The organism is Pseudomonas sp. W3I7, from assembly GCF_030816095.1.
Taxonomy (GTDB): Bacteria; Pseudomonadota; Gammaproteobacteria; order Pseudomonadales; family Pseudomonadaceae; genus Aquipseudomonas; species Aquipseudomonas salomonii.
This window is the reverse complement of sequence record NZ_JAUSXP010000001.1, coordinates 1,349,810-1,366,957: the sequence shown is the minus strand read 5'-3', so window position 1 is coordinate 1,366,957 and position 17,148 is coordinate 1,349,810. Positions and strand designations below refer to the sequence as shown.

Genomic DNA, 17,148 nt, shown 5'->3' with positions numbered 1-17,148 from the left:
TTAGTTAAGGAAGTGATAGCACTTCAATATCAGCGCTGCACACTTGTCATAACACACTTGTCATAACTTGAAACAAGTGGCTGGCGGAAACTAACAAGATGGTTTTGGCTTGTCCAGTGGGCCACCTCAACGGTGTGAGGCAGCCAGCAGGTGCGGCTATTTTTTTTGTTCCAGCGCCTCGAAGGCTTTTCGGATGCGCCGGTCGTAGTCGCCATAGTCTTCGCCGTTGTAATGACGCGCCATGCCGATGAAGTCCTTGTTCCTCATGGCTTTGAGCAACGCAGGGGTTTTGCGGCAAAACCCGACGAACGCCATCAATTGTTGGCCGGCATTGAGTTTCTGTGCGGTAACAAACTCGAACACGCTTTTGTAACCACACAGGGCAAAGTTGAACCCCATGATCTGAAACATGCCGTAGGACGCCGACATCAACGCTGCCTTCTGGTCCAGCGTGAACGCAGCGACCAGTGTCTGCCAGGCCTTGGCTTGATCCTTGTTATTGGCCCGCCATTGCGGCCCGGCCTTTTCCAGATAGGGGTAGGACAAAAAGGGATAGGCCCTGTCGTACTTATGTTGAGTGTACTTGCGGAAGATATGACCCTCGAAGGCGATAACCGGCAACCTGGCCGGCCCGAACCCGGAACGCCCACCGGACTCGACCGTCGCGAACGCCTTGATCAGATTCACTGAAATACCGGTGCCCAGCACTGCGGCCGCGTTCTGAAAGTCAGCCTCGGTCAGGGCGATTTGACCGTCACAGGTGGGCCTGCTGATTAACGGCGGGTCGGCAGGGGCAACGGCATGGGCTTTGGCTGCATCGTCGACCAGGCTCTTGAACGTGCGACCGCCTGGGTCAATCACACCATCAGGTTTGCTGACCTTCAGGCGATTCGCCTGGTAGTCACTGATGCGCTGCAACAACAGCGGGCCGCACTTGCCGTCTTCCACCAAGGGCACTGCGGGCTCAATCAGATTAAACAGGTGCTGAATGCATCGGACATCGGCAGGCAGGTTCTGCGCCTTGCCCGGGGTGCCGACTGAAGCACTGATAATGGCGGGTAAAACTGGAAGGCTGGACATGGCAATCATCCTTGTTGATCAAAGGAGTGCCATCACTTCTTTACTACTCCAGCACCGGGTCGCTTACAAGAATGACGCTAGCAGGCCGATGAAGGTTTTCAAGCACAAAGCCGTCATCGCTGCGCAAAAATGCCAGATGAACGAGTAAAAGAGAGTTTGATTTGATACAGGGAGGGTCGTAGCAAGGTCGTAGCAAGAGAAGAGCGTTATGGAGGCAACCCCACCAGCCACACCCCGGCACACAATGTTCCCGCTGTGGCTGCTGCCTTCCGGCTCTGACCAGGTTCACGGGTAATCGTTGCGGGGGGACCGATGGGGTCACCATAACGACGCTGGCCTCTCGGCAAGCCGCGCCATTGTACCGATCTCATCGGAAGTTACAACCATTGGTTCCGGATTAAAAATATCAAGGGGCTCAAGCACTTGTCCTCAACCTCGATAACCTGCCAGAACCCTGTGGGAGCCGGGCTTGCCCGCGATTGCGGTGTATCAGTTGAGGCATTGGTTGACTGACACAGCGCAATCGCAGGCAAGCCAGCTCCCACATCGAGCAAATTACTGTGCTTGCACTACTTCATCGGCCCTGCCGCCCTCCTCCTGAATCACCAAGTGAATGAAGTGCAGCTTGGCGATCACCGCCGGCGGCAACACAAAGGGGTAAAAATCCGGTTGCCCCATGCTGCGTGACAGTTCGTTGAGCATGCCGGCCAGTTCGATCCAGGCGTTGACGAACGACAGGAAGGCCGGGCCGCCAGGGTGTTCGGCGTCGTAGAGTGTGGTCAGCGGGAACGGCTGGTAATCCAGGTCCATCTCGCGGGCGCTCATGCCAAAGCCCAGCGCGGTATCGACGGCGTCCATCATGTGCAGGTAGTGAGCCCAGGTTTCGGCCCAGTCTTCCCAAGGGTGCATGGTCGCGTAGGCGCTGACGCAGGTTTGCTGCCAGTCGGGGCGCGGGCCGTTTTGGTAATGCTGGTCGAGTGCCTCGGCGTAACTGGCGCGTTCATCGCCGAACAGGCTACGAAACGGTTCAAGCCAATGGCTGTTGGCGATCAGCCGGTCCCAGTAATAATGGCCGACTTCGTGGCGAAAATGGCCAAGTAACGTGCGATACGGCTCGCGCATTTGCACACGGACTTTCTCGCGGTGGGCGTCGTCGGCTTCCTTGATATCGAGGGTGATCAGGCCGTTGGCGTGGCCGGTGGTGGGTGCGTTGCCTTCCAGGTCGATGCCGACGAAATCGAAGGCCAGGCCGCTGTCTTCGTCAACACTTTTGGGCACCACTTGCAGGCCCAGGCTGATCAGTTGCGCCACCAACCGGCGCTTGGCGGTTTCGACTTTGCGCCAGCGTTCGGGGTTTTCCGGGATCGACAGGTCAGGGATGGTGCGGTTTAGGCTACAAGCCACGCACAGCGGCGCGGTGCTGTGGGCCGGAATCAGCCAGTTGCAGGCGGCTGGGGTGTCGAGGTTGGCGCAGCGACGGAAGGCGCCGGCGTCGAGATTATCGTCCTGTAGCCATGTGCCAGCGACTGGGCCGGGCTGTAGCGACGACAGCCGGCTTTGCTGGGGTTGATAGCCCAACAGCGCAGAACAGGCCAAGCACTGGCTGTTGCGAAAGAACAGCGACTGGCCGCAGCGGCATTGCCACACCTTGCTGCTGCGCGAGGATCCGGCCACGAACGGTGCGGCGATGCGCGTACTGAGTTGCTCGAAGTAACGGAACATGGCGATCTCTCCCTGGGTGACCAAGACTAGATCATTTCCGGATTGAAATCGTTCCAATGGCCTCGGGGCTGCTACGCAGCCCAACGCGGGACAAGCCCGCTCGCCACAACAAGCTCCCTCGCCACAAAAGCTGTCAGACGCTGATGTTGTGTTTGGCCAGGAAGGCGACGAAGGCCTCTTCGTCCAGCACCTCAAGGCCCAGCTCGGTGGCCTTGGCCAGCTTGGAACCCGCGCCCGGCCCGGCGACCACGCAGTGGGTCTTGGCCGAGACGGAACCGGCCACTTTGGCGCCCAGGCTTTCGAGCTTGTCCTTGGCCACATCTCGGCTCATCAGCTCCAGGGAGCCGGTCAGCACCCAGGTATGCCCCGCTTCCGGCAAGCCTTCGACGACCTTCTTCTCGCTCTGCCAATGCATCCCGAAGTCTTTGAGCTGCCGCTCGATGGCCAGGGCATGGTTGGCATTGTCCGGGTTATCAAAAAACTCGCGTACCGCCTTGGCCTGCTTCTCGGGCAGCGCCTGGCGCATGTCCAGCCAGTCGGCCTTGATCACGCCTTCGAGGCTTATAAACTTGTCGGCAAGCTTTTGCGCAGCGCCAGGACCTACGCTGGGTACGTGCAGCTTGTCGAGCAAGCCGCCCAGGGTGGTGCTGGCGGCGAATTCAGCGCTCAGGTCGCCCTGATCCTGCAATTGCAGGCCGCACTCATCCGGCGACAGCAGCGCGCCAATCACGTCCTGGTTATGGCTGTCTTCAAAGAAGCTGTGAATCTCGTGGGCCACTTCCAGGCCCACGTCCGGCAAGTACGTCAGCACTTCGGGCAAGGCCTGCTGCACGCGCTCCAGGGACGCCAGCGAGCGCGCGAGTACCTTGGCGGTCTCCTCGCCCACATCCGGAATACCCAAGGCGTAGATAAACCGCGCCAGGGTCGGGGTCTTGCTGTTTTCGATAGCGGTGATCAGCTTTTTGCTGGAAATATCGGCAAAGCCTTCCAGGTCGATGATCTGCTCGTATGTGAGCTTGTAGAGGTCCGCCGGCGAGCCGATAAGCTTTTCATCCACCAACTGCTCGATGGTTTTGTCGCCCAGGCCGTCAATGTCCATGGCGCGGCGCGACACAAAATGGATGATCGCCTGCTTGAGCTGCGCGCCACAGGCCAGGCGCCCGACGCAGCGGTACACCGCGCCTTCGCTGACGGTTTCCTTGCCCTTGCTGCGTTTGACCAGTTGCGTACGCTCCACATGGGAGCCGCACACCGGGCAGCTTTCGGGGATTTGCACGGCGCGGGCGTTTTCCGGACGGCGCTCGGTGACCACCGAGACGACTTGCGGGATCACATCACCGGCACGGCGAATGATCACGGTGTCACCGATCATCAGGCCCAGGCGCGCGACTTCGTCCATGTTGTGCAACGTGGCATTGGACACGGTGACTCCGGCGACCTTGACCGGCTTCAAGCGCGCCACCGGCGTTACCGCGCCGGTGCGGCCGACCTGGAATTCCACGTCGAGCAGTTCGGTCAGCTCTTCCATGGCCGGGAATTTATGCGCGATGGCCCAGCGTGGTTCACGGGCGCGGAAGCCCAACTCCCTCTGGGAAGCAATGCTGTTGACCTTGAACACCACGCCGTCGATTTCATACGGCAGGCTGTTACGCCGCTCGCCGATATCGCGGTAATACGCCAGGCAATCCTGAATGCCCTTGGCCAGCTTCAGCTCATGGCTAATCGGCATGCCCCACTTCTGCAGTTGCTGCAAGTTGCCGATATGGGTGTCGCTGATGTCGGTAGTCACGCCATAGCAGCAGAATTCCAGCGGACGGCTGGCGGTGATCTTCGAGTCCAACTGACGCAGGCTGCCGGCGGCGGCATTACGCGGGTTGGCGAAGGTCTTGCCGCCCACTTCCAGCTGCGAGGCGTTCAGGCGCTCGAAGCCGGCCTTGGACATGAACACTTCGCCGCGCACTTCCAGAGTTGCCGGCCAGCCGCTGCCGTGCAGTTTCAACGGGATATTGCGCACGGTGCGCACATTGACGCTGATGTCTTCACCGGTGGTGCCATCACCGCGCGTGGCGCCGCGTACCAGCTCGCCGTCCTGATACAGCAGGCTGACCGCCAGGCCGTCCAGCTTGGGCTCGCAGCTGTATTCCACCGCCGCGCCACCGCCAAACAGATCGCCCACCGGCAGGTCGAGACCTTCGGTCACCCGGCGATCAAATTCGAGCATGGTGGTTTCATCGAAGGCGTTGCCCAGGCTGAGCATCGGAATCTCGTGCTTGACCTGGGTGAACGCCGACAGCGCCGCACTGCCGACCCGCTGCGTCGGTGAATCACGCGTCACCAATTCCGGGTGCTCGGCTTCCAGAGCCTTGAGCTCATGGAATAACCGGTCGTACTCGGCGTCGGGAATGCTTGGCTCGTCGAGAACGTGGTAACGGTAGTTGTGCTGATCCAGTTCAGCGCGCAGTTCGAGGATGCGGGTGTGGGCGGCGGTCATGGGTGTTCTCTCATAAAGCAAAAGAGCAGCCGAAGCTGCTCAATATGTTAGTGCGCTTATTCTACTGACAACGCTGAAGACCAATCCTCAGCGTTTCTGTGTCAGGGCGCGACGCTCGAACTCGACGATGCGCTGACGGTAATGCTCGATGGTCTGGGCAGTCAGAACGCTGCGTTGGTCGTCCTTGAGCTCGCCGTTGAGTTCCTGGGACAGCTTGCGGGCCGCGGCCACCATCACGTCAAACGCTTGTTTCGGGTGACGCGGGCCTGGCAGACCAAGGAAGAAGCTCACCGCCGGCGTGCTGAACAGGTCGATATCGTCCAGGTCGAAGGTGCCCGGCTTGACCGCGTTGGCCATGGAGAACAGCACTTCGCCGTTACCGGCCATGCTTTCGTGGCGGTGGAAAATATCCATCTCGCCAAAACGCAGGCCGCTTTCGAGAATGTTCTGCAAGAGTGCCGGGCCTTTGAAGCCGGCGGCATCGCGGCAGATCACACTGATCACCAACACCTCTTCGGCGGCCGGCTGATCGTTTACCGACTGGCGCGCTGCAGGCTTGCCGACGTTTTCATCGGGGAAGTCATCATCACGGCTGCTGAAGCTCGGGCCTTCGTCGACGTCGAGGTTCAGGTCGCCCTGATGCGGCTCGGCCACAGCGGCACTGGCGCGCTTGCCACGCTTGGACGACGGCTCGCGGGCTTCACGCACCGGCGCACTCATCGACGGCAAGTCGTGCTCGTCCAGTTGTGGTTCTTTATGGGTATCCAGCACACGGGGCGGCCCCAGCAGCTCGGCGCTGCCGTCGTCGTCGGGCAAGTTGGACAGGTTACGGTCCAGACGGAATTTGAGCTTGCCCTTGCCACCGCGCATGCGGCGCCAGCCATCAAAAAGAATACCGGCAATGACAATAATGCCGATGACGATCAGCCACTCGCGCAGACCGATTTCCATGTAATCCCGTGCCTCTAATAAAAAATGCTGAAAAATAAGGGGTTTAGCAACGTCCAAACCGCTTTAAAACGTGGCGCCAACTCTATGTTCTGACTGACGTTTTGCCCACGCATACGAGGAATTGACAATAAACTAGCACGACCTTCGATAACTTTACACAGTTGGCGCGAAATGTGTCGATTTGCCATCTTTCAGCGACCTGAAAGATCTCTTACACCAGCCGCCAACTGTGAGCTTCGAGTCGCAAGCTATAAGCCTCAAGTACATACGGCTTGTAGCTGACAACTAGCGACTCGCCACTAGGCGTCCACCATCGCCATCGCTTCTTCGACATCCACCGCCACCAATCGCGAACAACCCGGCTCGTGCATCGTCACGCCCATCAACTGATCGGCCATTTCCATGGCGATCTTGTTGTGGGTGATGTAGATGAACTGCACGGTCTGGGACATCTCTTTAACCAACCGAGCGTAGCGTCCAACGTTAGCGTCATCCAGCGGCGCGTCAACTTCGTCGAGCATGCAAAACGGCGCCGGGTTCAACTTGAAGATCGCAAATACCAGGGCCAATGCGGTCAGGGCCTTTTCGCCACCGGACAACAAATGGATGGTGCTGTTCTTCTTGCCTGGCGGCCGCGCCATGATCGTCACCCCTGTATCGAGTAGATCTTCGCCCGTCAGTTCCAAGTAGGCGCTGCCTCCACCGAAAACTTTCGGGAATAACGCCTGTAAACCGCCATTAATCTGATCAAAGGTATCTTTGAAGCGGTTACGGGTTTCCTTGTCGATCTTGCGAATCACGTTTTCCAGGGTGTCCAGCGCTTCGACCAGGTCGGCGTCCTGAGCGTCCAGGTAACGTTTACGCTCAGACTGTTGCTGGTATTCGTCGATGGCTGCGAGGTTGATCGCGCCGAGGCGCTGGATACGCGCGGCGATGCGCTCAAGTTCTTCTTCGGCGTCTTTTTCGTTGGCCTGGGCGGTCAAGGTGGTGAGCACGCCGTGCAGGTCGTAGCCGTCTTCCAACAACTGGTCTTGCAGGGTCTTGCGGCGCACGGTCAGGGCTTGCCACTCCATGCGCTGTTGTTCGAGCTGGCCGCGAATCAGCTGGGATTGCTGCTCGGCCTGAGTCCGGCGTTTCTCGGCGTCGCGCAGTTCGCGGTCGGCGTCTTCCAGGGCGATTTGCGCGGTCTTGAGTTCTTCGTCGACGGTCATGCGCTTGTCGAGCAACTCTTCGAGCTTGAGGCGCAATTCTTCCAGCGGCGCTTCGCCCTCCTCCAGGTTGAGGCTCAGTTGCTCACGCTTTTCGGTCAGGCGTTCAGACTGCATCTCCAGACGCTCAAGGGCCTGGCGCGTGGAGGTGTGCTGGGCCTGCAACGAGCCCAGGCGCACCGCCAACTGATGGGCGTGATCTTTGTGCTGACGGGCTTCCTGGCGCACGCGGTCGAGGCGTTCACGCAGGCTGTCGCGCTGGGCCAGCAGCAGTTCGCGCTGCTCGGTATCCAGCGCCATGCTGTCGAGGGCTTCCTGCAAGTGCAGGCGCGCTTCGCCGATCTGTTCGTGTTCGAGGGCGCGTTGCTCGCCCATCTCGGCCACTTCTTCGTCAAGGCGGGTGCGGCGCAGGGTCAGTTGCTCGGCCTTGGCCTTGCTCGCCGACAGCTGGGCTTTCAGTTCGCCTTGCTGGCGCGCTTCGTCCTGCAACAGGCGGCGCAGGTGTTCGCGGCCGGTCTCTTGCTGGCGCTGGGTGGCACGCAGGGTTTGCAGTTCGGTTTCCAGGCTTTCAAGGGTGGCCTCGCGCTCTTCGCGTTCGGCGCCCAGGTTGACGATCTCCTGGCCACGGGCCAATACGCCGCTCTCGGCCTCACTGGCACGACGCACGCGCAGGAAGTGCCGGCCAATCCAGTAACCATCCCGGCTGATCAGGCTTTCGCCGGCGCCCAATTGGCCACGCTGGGCCAGGGCCTGTTCCAGTGATTCAACCGGTTTGACCTGGCCCAGCCACGGCGCCAGATCAACCGCCGCCTCAACCTTGTCGAGCAAACTGCCCGGCACTCGCGTGCCATCGGCTGCGGGGCTGAGCAAACGCAAATCGCCCTGAGCAAAACCGGCCAGGTCGAAACCGCCAAAATCATCCACCAAAACGGCTTGCAGGTCGGCGCCCAACACGGTCTCGACCGCCAGCTCCCAACCCGCTTCAACTTTTAAGCCTTCGGCCAGGCGCGGACGCTCAGCCAGGTGCTGGTCACGCAGCCATTCGGCGGTGCCGGTGCCTGGGTCCAGCGCGGCCTGCTGCAAGGCTTCAAGCGACGCCAAGCGCCCGTTGAGACGCTGCAAATCGCCCTGGGCCTGCTGCTGGGCCTGGGTCGCCTGTTGCAGTTGCTGACGCAATTGCTCCAGGCGCTCCACTTGTTGTTCTTCGCTGGCCTCGAGTTCTTCCAGGGTCATTTCACTTTCGGCCAGCTGCTCGCTCAGCGCCATGATCGCCGCATCTTCCGGGTCGGCGGCGAGCAACGCGCGCTCCTCCTGCATGCGGCGCTGGCGTTCGGCGAGGCGCTCCATGCTGGTTTCCAGTTGCTGGATGCGCGATTGCTGCACCTCAGCCTGGCGGCGCGGCTCGGCGGATTTCAGGTTGAATGTGTCCCACTGCTCCTGCCAGCCGTGCATGGTGGTTTCGGCTTCTTCCAGGGCGGCGGCGGCCTCTTCGGCGGCGGCGCTGGTGATTTCCTGCTCGGGCGTGAGCATGTCCAGCTCTTCGCCCAACGTCAGCAGCAACGTGCGGTCGTGGCCCAGGTGCGACTCGGTTTCCAGCCGCGCGCGTTCGGCCTCTTTCAAATCATCCTGCAACTGGCGCAGGCGCTGCTGGCCGTGCTGGATGCTCTGCTCGACCCGGGCGATATCGCCGCCTACCGAGTAGAACCGCCCCTGCACTAAATTGAAGCGCTCGGACAGGTCATGGTGACCGTCACGCAAGCGCTCGATGCTGGCGTCGGCATTACGCTGCTCGGCCACCAGTGCTTCAAAGCTGATTTCCTGGGTGCCGATGATCGCTTCGCGCTGGCCGACCTGATCATTGAGCGCCTGCCAGCGCAGGGCCGAGAGCTGCGCCTTGAGCTGGCGCTCCTCGCCCTTGTATTCCTGGTACTTCTCGGCGGCCTGGGCCTGACGGTGCAGGCGTTCCAGTTGACGCTCCAGCTCTTCACGCAGGTCGGTCAAGCGGGCGAGGTTTTCGTGGGTACGGCGGATACGGTTTTCGGTCTCGCGGCGGCGCTCCTTGTACTTGGAGATGCCGGCCGCTTCTTCGATAAAGTTACGCAGGTCTTCGGGCTTGGCTTCGATCAGCTTGGAGATCATGCCCTGCTCGATGATCGAGTAGCTGCGCGGACCTAAGCCTGTGCCGAGGAAAATATCGGTGATATCGCGTCGACGGCATTTGGTGCCGTTGAGGAAGTAACTGTTCTGGCTGTCGCGCGTCACTTTGCGGCGAATCGAGATTTCCGCGTAGGCCGCATATTCGCCGATCAAGGTGCCATCGGAGTTATCGAACACCAGTTCGATGCTGGCCTGGCTCACCGGCTTGCGGCTGGTGGAGCCATTGAAGATGACGTCGGTCATCGACTCGCCACGCAGGTTTTTTGCCGAGCTCTCGCCCATCACCCAACGTACGGCGTCGATGATGTTCGACTTGCCGCAACCATTGGGCCCGACCACCGCCGCCATGTTACTGGGGAAGTTCACCGTGGTCGGGTCGACGAAGGATTTGAACCCCGCCAGTTTGATGCACTTGAGCCGCACGCTTAGGCGCCTGCCAACGCAGCGATGACCAGCGAGCTGCTGCGCTCGCAGTAGGCCGACAGCACCTGGCGGATCTGCGGCAGGTCACGGGCGAGCACCGCCGCGAGCAGTTGCTCGAACAGCGCCAGGTACTCACTCATCTCCGCCTTGCGCTGATCCAGGGCCAGGTAATAGGCACGGTTCATCGCCGGCTGCAGGTTTTCGACGGTTTCCTGCAAATACGGGTTGTTGGCGAAGGGGTACGCGGCGCGCATCACACTGAAGCTTTCTTCGACGAAGGAACGTATGTCCTCACGCTCGAAACTGGTGATCAGGCGTTGCTGGATCTGCAGAAACGGCGCCATGTCGGCCTGAACCTTCCAGCCCTCAGCCACCGAATTGCCGAGCAGGATGTACAACTCGCCCATCAGCGTGCACAGGCTCTGCACCTTGTGCGCGGTAAGTTCGGTGACGTGGGCGCCACGGCGCGGCAGGATCGCGATCAGGTGGCGACGCTCGAGGATCAGCAAAGCTTCACGCACGGAGCCACGGCTGACATTCAATGCCAGCGTGACTTTCTGTTCCTGGATCCGCTCCCCAGGCTTGAGATCGCCGCGAATGATACGTTCGGCGAGGTGGTGAGCAATTTGCTCGGCGAGACTGTCCGGCGCCTTGAACGTCATGTTTTCCCTTCAAAATCTGCTATCGGTACAAGCGCGGCAGTGTAGCGCATTGGCTGGCTGATGGCGCTACGCCCACAGGCGCGAATTTGGCATGAAATAAGCAACGCTGAAAAGCCAAAAGCCAGCAAAAACACCGGTTCCAGAAGACTGGACCATAATTGAAAGTGTTGCGATCGCAATTTCTTGACCTTCTGGTCAGAAAATCGTTGACCGAAAAGTCAGACATGACTAGATTCGGCGCAAAGCGGTTAACAACAATAATGAGTCTGCGAGGCCTTCCGTGATCCAGTTTTTACTTAACCAGGAACTCCGTAGCGAGCACGCCCTGGACCCCAACCTGACCGTGCTCAACTATTTGCGCGAGCATTTGGGCAAATCCGGTACCAAGGAAGGCTGCGCCAGCGGCGATTGTGGTGCATGCACCGTGGTAGTCGGCGAATTGCACACCGACAATCAAGGCGCGGAGCAGATCCGCTATCGCAGCCTCAATTCCTGCCTGACGTTTGTGTCGTCATTGCACGGCAAACAACTGATCAGCGTCGAAGACCTCAAGCATCAAGGCCAACTGCACAGCGTGCAACAGGCCATGGTCGAGTGCCACGGCTCGCAATGCGGCTTTTGCACCCCAGGCTTTGTGATGTCGCTGTTTGCCCTGCAAAAGAACAGCGACGCCCCCGACAGCCAGAAAGCCCATGAAGCGCTGGCCGGCAACCTGTGCCGTTGCACCGGTTACCGCCCGATTCTGGCCGCCGCCGAACAGGCCTGCTGCAACAAGCCGGCGGATCAGTTCGACAGCCGCCAGGCCGAGACCATCGCCCGGCTCAAAGCCATCGCGCCCACGCAAACCGGTGAACTCAACAGCGGTGACAAACGCTGCCTGGTGCCGCTCACCGTGGCCGACCTGGCCGACCTCTACGACGCCTACCCGCAGGCGCGTTTGCTGGCGGGGGGCACTGATCTGGCGCTGGAAGTCACGCAGTTTCACCGCGTGCTGCCGGTGATGATCTACGTCGGCAACATCGAAGAGATGAAGCGCATCGAGTCGTTCGACGACCGCCTGGAAATCGGCGCAGCCACACCGCTGTCCGATTGCTACGGCGCGTTGCACCACGAATACCCGGACTTCGGCGATTTGCTGCACCGCTTCGCCTCGCTGCAAATCCGCAATCAGGGCACCCTGGGCGGCAATATCGGCAACGCCTCGCCCATCGGCGATTCGCCGCCACTGCTGATCGCCCTCGGCGCGCAAATCGTGCTGTGCAAGGGCAACACCCGTCGCACTTTGGCGCTGGAAGATTACTTTATCGACTACCGCGTCACAGCGCGCCAGGACAGCGAGTTTATCGAGAAGATCATCGTGCCCAAGGGCCACGCGCTGTTCCGTGCCTACAAGGTTTCCAAACGCCTGGACGACGATATTTCCGCCGTGTGCGCAGCGTTCAACCTGAAGATCGACAACGGTGTGATCACCGACGCACGCGTGGCGTTCGGTGGCATGGCGGCCACGCCCAAGCGCGCGAACAGCGGCGAAGCCGTGCTGGTCGGCGCCACCTGGAACGCCGCCACGGTGGAGAAAGCCTGCGCCGCCCTCGCCCAGGATTTCACCCCGCTGTCGGACTTCCGCGCCAGCAAGGAATACCGCCTGCTCAGCGCGCAGAACCTGCTGCGCAAATACTTCATCGAATTGCAAACACCGCACATCGAGACTCGGGTGACCGCTTATGTCTAACCATCACGCCGTCGTTAAAACCCAGGCCGAACTCGCCGAGCTGTTTGCCCAGGACCTGACCACCGGAGTCGGCCGCAGCGTCAAGCATGACAGCGCCGCCAAGCACGTCAGCGGTGAAGCGCAGTACATCGATGATCGCCTCGAATTTCCTAACCAGTTGCACCTGTATGCGCGCATGTCCGACCGCGCCCACGCACGCATCATCAGCATCGACACCGCGCCCTGCTACGCCTTTGACGGCGTGCGCATCGCCATCACCCACGAAGATGTGCCGGGCCTCAAAGACATCGGCCCGCTGATGCCCGGCGACCCGTTGCTGGCCATCGATACCGTGCAGTTCGTCGGCCAAGTGGTGTTGGCCGTGGCCGCCCGCGACCTGGAGACCGCACGCCAAGCGGCCATGGCGGCGGTGATCGAATACGAAGACCTGGAACCGGTGCTGGATGTGGTCGAGGCCTTTCGCAACAAGCACTTTGTGCTCGACAGCCACACCCACCAACGCGGTGATTCGGCGGGCGCACTGGCCACCGCGAAAAACCGTATCCAGGGCACCCTGCATATCGGCGGCCAGGAACACTTCTACCTGGAAACCCAGATTTCCTCGGTAATGCCCACCGAAGACGGCGGCATGATCGTCTACTGCTCCACGCAAAACCCCACCGAGGTGCAAAAGCTGGTGGCCGAAGTACTCGACGTGTCGATGAATAAAATCGTCGTGGATATGCGCCGCATGGGCGGTGGTTTTGGCGGCAAGGAAACCCAGGCCGCCAGCCCCGCGTGCCTGTGCGCAGTGGTCGCGCGCCTGACCGGCCAGCCGACCAAGATGCGCCTGCCGCGTGTCGAAGACATGCTGATGACCGGCAAGCGCCACCCGTTCTATATCGAATACGACGTGGGCTTTGACGACAACGGCCGCCTGCACGGCATCAATCTGGACCTGGCGGGTAACTGCGGCTGTTCGCCGGACCTGTCCAACTCAATTGTCGACCGCGCGATGTTCCACTCCGACAACTCGTATTACCTGGGCGACGCCACCGTCAACGGCCACCGCTGCAAGACCAACACCGCGTCCAACACCGCGTATCGCGGCTTTGGCGGCCCGCAAGGCATGGTCGCCATCGAGGAAGTCATGGACGCCATTGCGCGCCATCTGGCGCTGGACCCGTTGGCGGTGCGCAAGGTCAATTACTACGGCAAGACCGAGCGCAACGTCACCCATTACTACCAGACCGTCGAGCACAACATGCTCGAAGAAATGACCGCCGAGCTTGAAGCCAGCAGCCAGTACGCCGAGCGTCGCGAAGCGATCCGCCTGTACAACGCCCACAGCCCGATTCTGAAAAAAGGCCTGGCGCTGACGCCGGTGAAATTCGGCATTTCGTTTACCGCCAGTTTCCTCAACCAGGCCGGTGCGCTGATCCACATTTACACCGACGGCAGCATCCACCTGAACCACGGCGGCACCGAGATGGGCCAGGGCTTGAACATCAAGGTCGCGCAGGTGGTGGCTGAAATATTCCAGGTCGAGATCGACCGCGTGCAAATCACCGCCACCAACACCGACAAGGTGCCCAACACCTCGCCAACCGCCGCCTCCAGCGGTGCCGACTTGAACGGCAAGGCCGCGCAGAACGCTGCCGAAACCATCAAGCAACGCCTGGTGGAATTTGCCGCGCGCAAGTACGACGTGAGCGAAGCGGACGTGGAGTTCCACAATGGCCACGTGCGCGTGCGCGATCAGATCCTGACCTTTGAGGCGCTGATCCAGCAGGCGTATTTCGCTCAGGTTTCGCTGTCGAGCACCGGCTTTTACAAGACCCCGAAAATCTTTTACGACCGCAGCCAGGCGCGTGGTCGGCCGTTCTACTACTTCGCGTTCGGCGCGGCCTGCTGCGAAGTGATCGTCGACACCCTCACCGGCGAATACAAAATGTTGCGCACCGACATCCTTCACGATGTGGGCGCCTCGCTGAACCCGGCCATCGACATCGGCCAGGTCGAAGGCGGCTTTATCCAGGGCATGGGCTGGCTGACCATGGAAGAGCTGGTGTGGAACAACAAGGGCAAGCTGATGACCAACGGCCCGGCCAGCTACAAGATCCCGGCCGTGGCGGACATGCCGCTGAATTTGCGTGTGAAGCTGGTGGAAAACCGCAAAAACCCGGAAGACACGGTGTTCCATTCCAAGGCCGTGGGCGAGCCGCCATTTATGCTCGGGATTGCTTCGTGGTGTGCGATCAAGGATGCCGTGGCGAGTTTGGGTGACTATCGCCATCAGCCGAAGATTGACGCGCCGGCGACGCCGGAGCGGGTGTTGTGGGGCTGTGAGCAGATGCGGCAGTTGAGCGCTGCGAAAGCCGTTGAGACTGAAACCGAGATGGCTTCGCTTTAGGACCGAGGTGGTGCCATCGCAGGCAAGCCAGTTCCCACATTTTGATCGATGAATGCCTTCAAATGTGGGAGCTGGCTTGCCTGCGATAGCGGCCTGATTGACAACAGCAATGTTGAGGTAGACATGAACAACTGGATCAGCGCCCTCGCCGACCTGCAGAACCAGGGTGAACCCTGCGTGCTGGTGACCATCATCGAAGAGCTCGGCTCCACGCCGCGCAATGCCGGCTCAAAAATGGTGATCAGCACCGCGCACACCTTCGACACCATCGGCGGCGGGCACCTGGAATACAAAGCCATGCAGATCGCCCGCGACATGCTGGGGCGTGGCCAGCAGAACACCCATCTGGAGCGCTTCAGCCTCGGCGCCAGCCTGGGCCAGTGCTGCGGCGGCGTGACGGTGTTGCTGTTCGAACCCATGGGCCAGGTGCAGGCGCAGATCGCGGTATTTGGCGCCGGCCATGTCGGCCGCGCCCTGGTGCCGTTATTGGCGAGCCTGCCGTGCCGGGTGCGCTGGATTGATTCGCGAGATCAAGAGTTTCCGGAACATATCCCTCAGGGCGTGCGTAAAATCATCAGCGAAGAGCCGGTGGACGAAATTGCCGACCTGCCGGTGGGCAGTTACTGCATCGTGATGACCCACAATCACGCGTTGGACCTGGAACTGACTGCCGCGCTGCTCAAGCGCAATGACTTCGCCTATTTCGGCCTGATCGGTTCAAAAACCAAACGGGTCAAGTTCGAACACCGCCTGCGTGATCGCGGCTTCGACACCGCGCACCTGCAACGCATGCGCTGCCCCATGGGCCTCACCGAGGTGAAGGGCAAACTGCCGGTGGAGATCGCCATCTCCATCGCCGGCGAAATCATCGCCACCTATAACGCGAATTTCGGCCAGCACAGTGCGAGCGCCGAACCTGTTGCCAAACTGCTGCCGGCCTCGCGTCGCAGCCAAGCTATCTAAAACATTGAGATCACCATGCCTTTGACTCGCAAAGCCTACCGTGCCGCCATTTTGCACAGCATCGCCGACCCCGCCGAAGTGGGGATCGAAGCCTCCTATGAGTATTTCGAAGACGGCCTGCTGGTGATCGATAACGGCCAGATCAGCGCCCTGGGCCACGCCAGCGATTTGCTGCCAACGCTGCCGGCCGACATCGACGTGACCCATTATCAGGATGCGCTGATCACGCCCGGCCTGATCGACACCCACATTCACCTGCCGCAAACCGGCATGGTCGGTGCCTATGGCGAGCAATTGCTGGATTGGCTCAACACCTACACCTTCCCGTGTGAAAGCCAGTTCGCCGACAAGGCCCACGCCGAGGAAGTCGCGGGTATCTTTATCAAGGAACTGTTGCGCAATGGCACCACCACGGCGTTGGTGTTCGGCAGTGTGCACCCGCAGTCGGTGAACGCGTTCTTTGAAGCCGCCGAGAAACTCGACCTGCGCATGATCGCCGGCAAAGTGATGATGGACCGCAACGCGCCGGACTACCTGACCGACACCGCCGAATCCGGCTACCAGGAAAGCAAGGCGCTGATCGAACGCTGGCACGGCAAGGGCCGTTTGCACTATGCCGTCACGCCACGTTTTGCGCCGACCAGCACTGCGGAACAACTGGCGCTGGCCGGGCAACTGCTGGGCGAATACCCGGACCTGTACATGCAGACGCACATCAGCGAGAACAAGCAGGAAGTCGAGTGGGTAAAAGAGCTGTTCCCGGAGCGCAACGGCTACCTGGACGTGTACGACCACTACAAACTGCTGGGCGAGCGCTCGGTGTTTGCCCACGGCGTACACCTGTGTGATGACGAGTGCGCACGGTTGGCCGAGACCGGTTCGGCCGTGGCGTTCTGCCCGACCTCGAACTTGTTTCTTGGCAGTGGCTTGTTCAACTTGCCGATGGCCGAGAAGCACAAGCTGAATGTGGGCCTGGGCACTGACGTGGGCGGCGGCACCAGCTTCTCGCTGCTGCAAACCCTGAATGAAGCCTACAAGGTCATGCAACTGCAGGGCGCGCGTTTGAGCCCGTTCAAGTCGCTGTACCTGGCCACCTTGGGCGGTGCGCGGGCACTGCGCCTGGAAGACAAGATCGGCACGTTGCAGCCGGGCACGGATGCGGACTTTTTGGTGCTGGACTACAACGCTACGCCGCTGCTCAGCTATCGCTTGAAGCAGGCCAATAACATTGCCGAGACGTTGTTTGTGTTGATGACGCTGGGGGATGACCGGACGATTCTACAGACCTACGCGGCCGGCAACCTGGTGCATCAACGCTGATCTGAGCCACACCATAAAACAAATGTGGGAGCCAGCTCCCACACAAGCCC

The 17,148-nt window shown here is 60.6% G+C and carries 10 protein-coding genes and 1 other RNA gene; 4 read left to right on the top strand and 7 right to left on the bottom strand.

The window, feature by feature from the left end:
* Positions 1-156: 156 nt before the first annotated feature.
* From QF043_RS06490 to QF043_RS06460, 7 genes are all read right to left on the bottom strand, one after another.
* Positions 157-1,080 (bottom strand): N-acetylmuramidase family protein, encoded by a 924-nt coding sequence (locus QF043_RS06490; RefSeq protein WP_307417888.1) that lies wholly within the window; start codon positions 1,078-1,080, stop codon positions 157-159.
* A gap of 218 nt (positions 1,081-1,298) precedes the next feature.
* An RNA gene (ffs, locus tag QF043_RS06485) (signal recognition particle sRNA small type) lies at positions 1,299-1,395 on the bottom strand.
* 240 nt (positions 1,396-1,635) lie between these two features.
* Positions 1,636-2,802 (bottom strand): putative zinc-binding metallopeptidase, encoded by a 1,167-nt coding sequence (locus QF043_RS06480; protein WP_307417887.1) that lies wholly within the window; start codon positions 2,800-2,802, stop codon positions 1,636-1,638.
* A 133-nt stretch (positions 2,803-2,935) separates the two neighbouring features.
* Positions 2,936-5,293: an NAD-dependent DNA ligase LigA gene (gene ligA / locus QF043_RS06475; protein ID WP_307417886.1), complete on the bottom strand. Its 2,358-nt coding sequence runs from the start codon at positions 5,291-5,293 to the stop codon at positions 2,936-2,938.
* Positions 5,294-5,380: 87 nt separating this feature from the next.
* Positions 5,381-6,244, bottom strand: a complete 864-nt coding sequence (gene zipA, locus QF043_RS06470; protein WP_056861545.1) for a cell division protein ZipA — start codon at positions 6,242-6,244, stop codon at positions 5,381-5,383.
* Between the two features lie 299 nt (positions 6,245-6,543).
* Positions 6,544-10,032, bottom strand: a complete 3,489-nt coding sequence (gene smc / locus QF043_RS06465) for a chromosome segregation protein SMC (RefSeq protein ID WP_307417885.1) — start codon at positions 10,030-10,032, stop codon at positions 6,544-6,546.
* A 2-nt stretch (positions 10,033-10,034) separates the two neighbouring features.
* Positions 10,035-10,694, bottom strand: a complete 660-nt coding sequence (locus QF043_RS06460) for a GntR family transcriptional regulator (protein ID WP_307417884.1) — start codon at positions 10,692-10,694, stop codon at positions 10,035-10,037.
* A 280-nt stretch (positions 10,695-10,974) separates the two neighbouring features.
* Here QF043_RS06460 and xdhA point away from each other — a divergent pair, with 280 nt between their 5' ends.
* The 4 genes from xdhA (at position 10,975) to guaD (ending at position 17,098) form a co-directional block, all read left to right on the top strand.
* Positions 10,975-12,423 (top strand): xanthine dehydrogenase small subunit, encoded by a 1,449-nt coding sequence (xdhA, locus tag QF043_RS06455; RefSeq protein WP_307417883.1) that lies wholly within the window; start codon positions 10,975-10,977, stop codon positions 12,421-12,423.
* On the top strand, positions 12,416-14,815 hold the full coding sequence (gene xdhB / locus QF043_RS06450; RefSeq protein WP_307417882.1) for a xanthine dehydrogenase molybdopterin binding subunit: 2,400 nt from the start codon (positions 12,416-12,418) through the stop codon (positions 14,813-14,815). Before xdhA ends, xdhB begins: the two co-directional genes overlap by 8 nt.
* Before the next feature lie 123 nt (positions 14,816-14,938).
* The gene (gene xdhC / locus QF043_RS06445; protein ID WP_307417881.1) at positions 14,939-15,778 is read left to right on the top strand and encodes a xanthine dehydrogenase accessory protein XdhC; all 840 of its coding nucleotides are present in this window, start codon (positions 14,939-14,941) and stop codon (positions 15,776-15,778) included.
* A gap of 15 nt (positions 15,779-15,793) precedes the next feature.
* A complete protein-coding gene (gene guaD / locus QF043_RS06440) occupies positions 15,794-17,098 on the top strand; it encodes a guanine deaminase (protein ID WP_305454889.1) in 1,305 nt (434 codons plus the stop codon).
* The last annotated feature ends 50 nt before the right edge of the window (positions 17,099-17,148 follow it).

Excerpts from the sequence above, each read along its gene's own strand:
- QF043_RS06490 (WP_307417888.1), bottom strand. The coding sequence starts at position 1,080 with ATGTCCAGCCTTCCAGTTTTACCCGCCATTATCAGTGCTTCAGTCGGC.
- QF043_RS06480 (WP_307417887.1), bottom strand. The coding sequence starts at position 2,802 with ATGTTCCGTTACTTCGAGCAACTCAGTACGCGCATCGCCGCACCGTTC.
- ligA (WP_307417886.1), bottom strand. The coding sequence starts at position 5,293 with ATGACCGCCGCCCACACCCGCATCCTCGAACTGCGCGCTGAACTGGAT.
- zipA (WP_056861545.1), bottom strand. The coding sequence starts at position 6,244 with ATGGAAATCGGTCTGCGCGAGTGGCTGATCGTCATCGGCATTATTGTC.
- QF043_RS06460 (WP_307417884.1), bottom strand. The coding sequence starts at position 10,694 with ATGACGTTCAAGGCGCCGGACAGTCTCGCCGAGCAAATTGCTCACCAC.
- xdhB (WP_307417882.1), top strand. The coding sequence starts at position 12,416 with ATGTCTAACCATCACGCCGTCGTTAAAACCCAGGCCGAACTCGCCGAG.
- xdhC (WP_307417881.1), top strand. The coding sequence starts at position 14,939 with ATGAACAACTGGATCAGCGCCCTCGCCGACCTGCAGAACCAGGGTGAA.
- guaD (WP_305454889.1), top strand. The coding sequence starts at position 15,794 with ATGCCTTTGACTCGCAAAGCCTACCGTGCCGCCATTTTGCACAGCATC.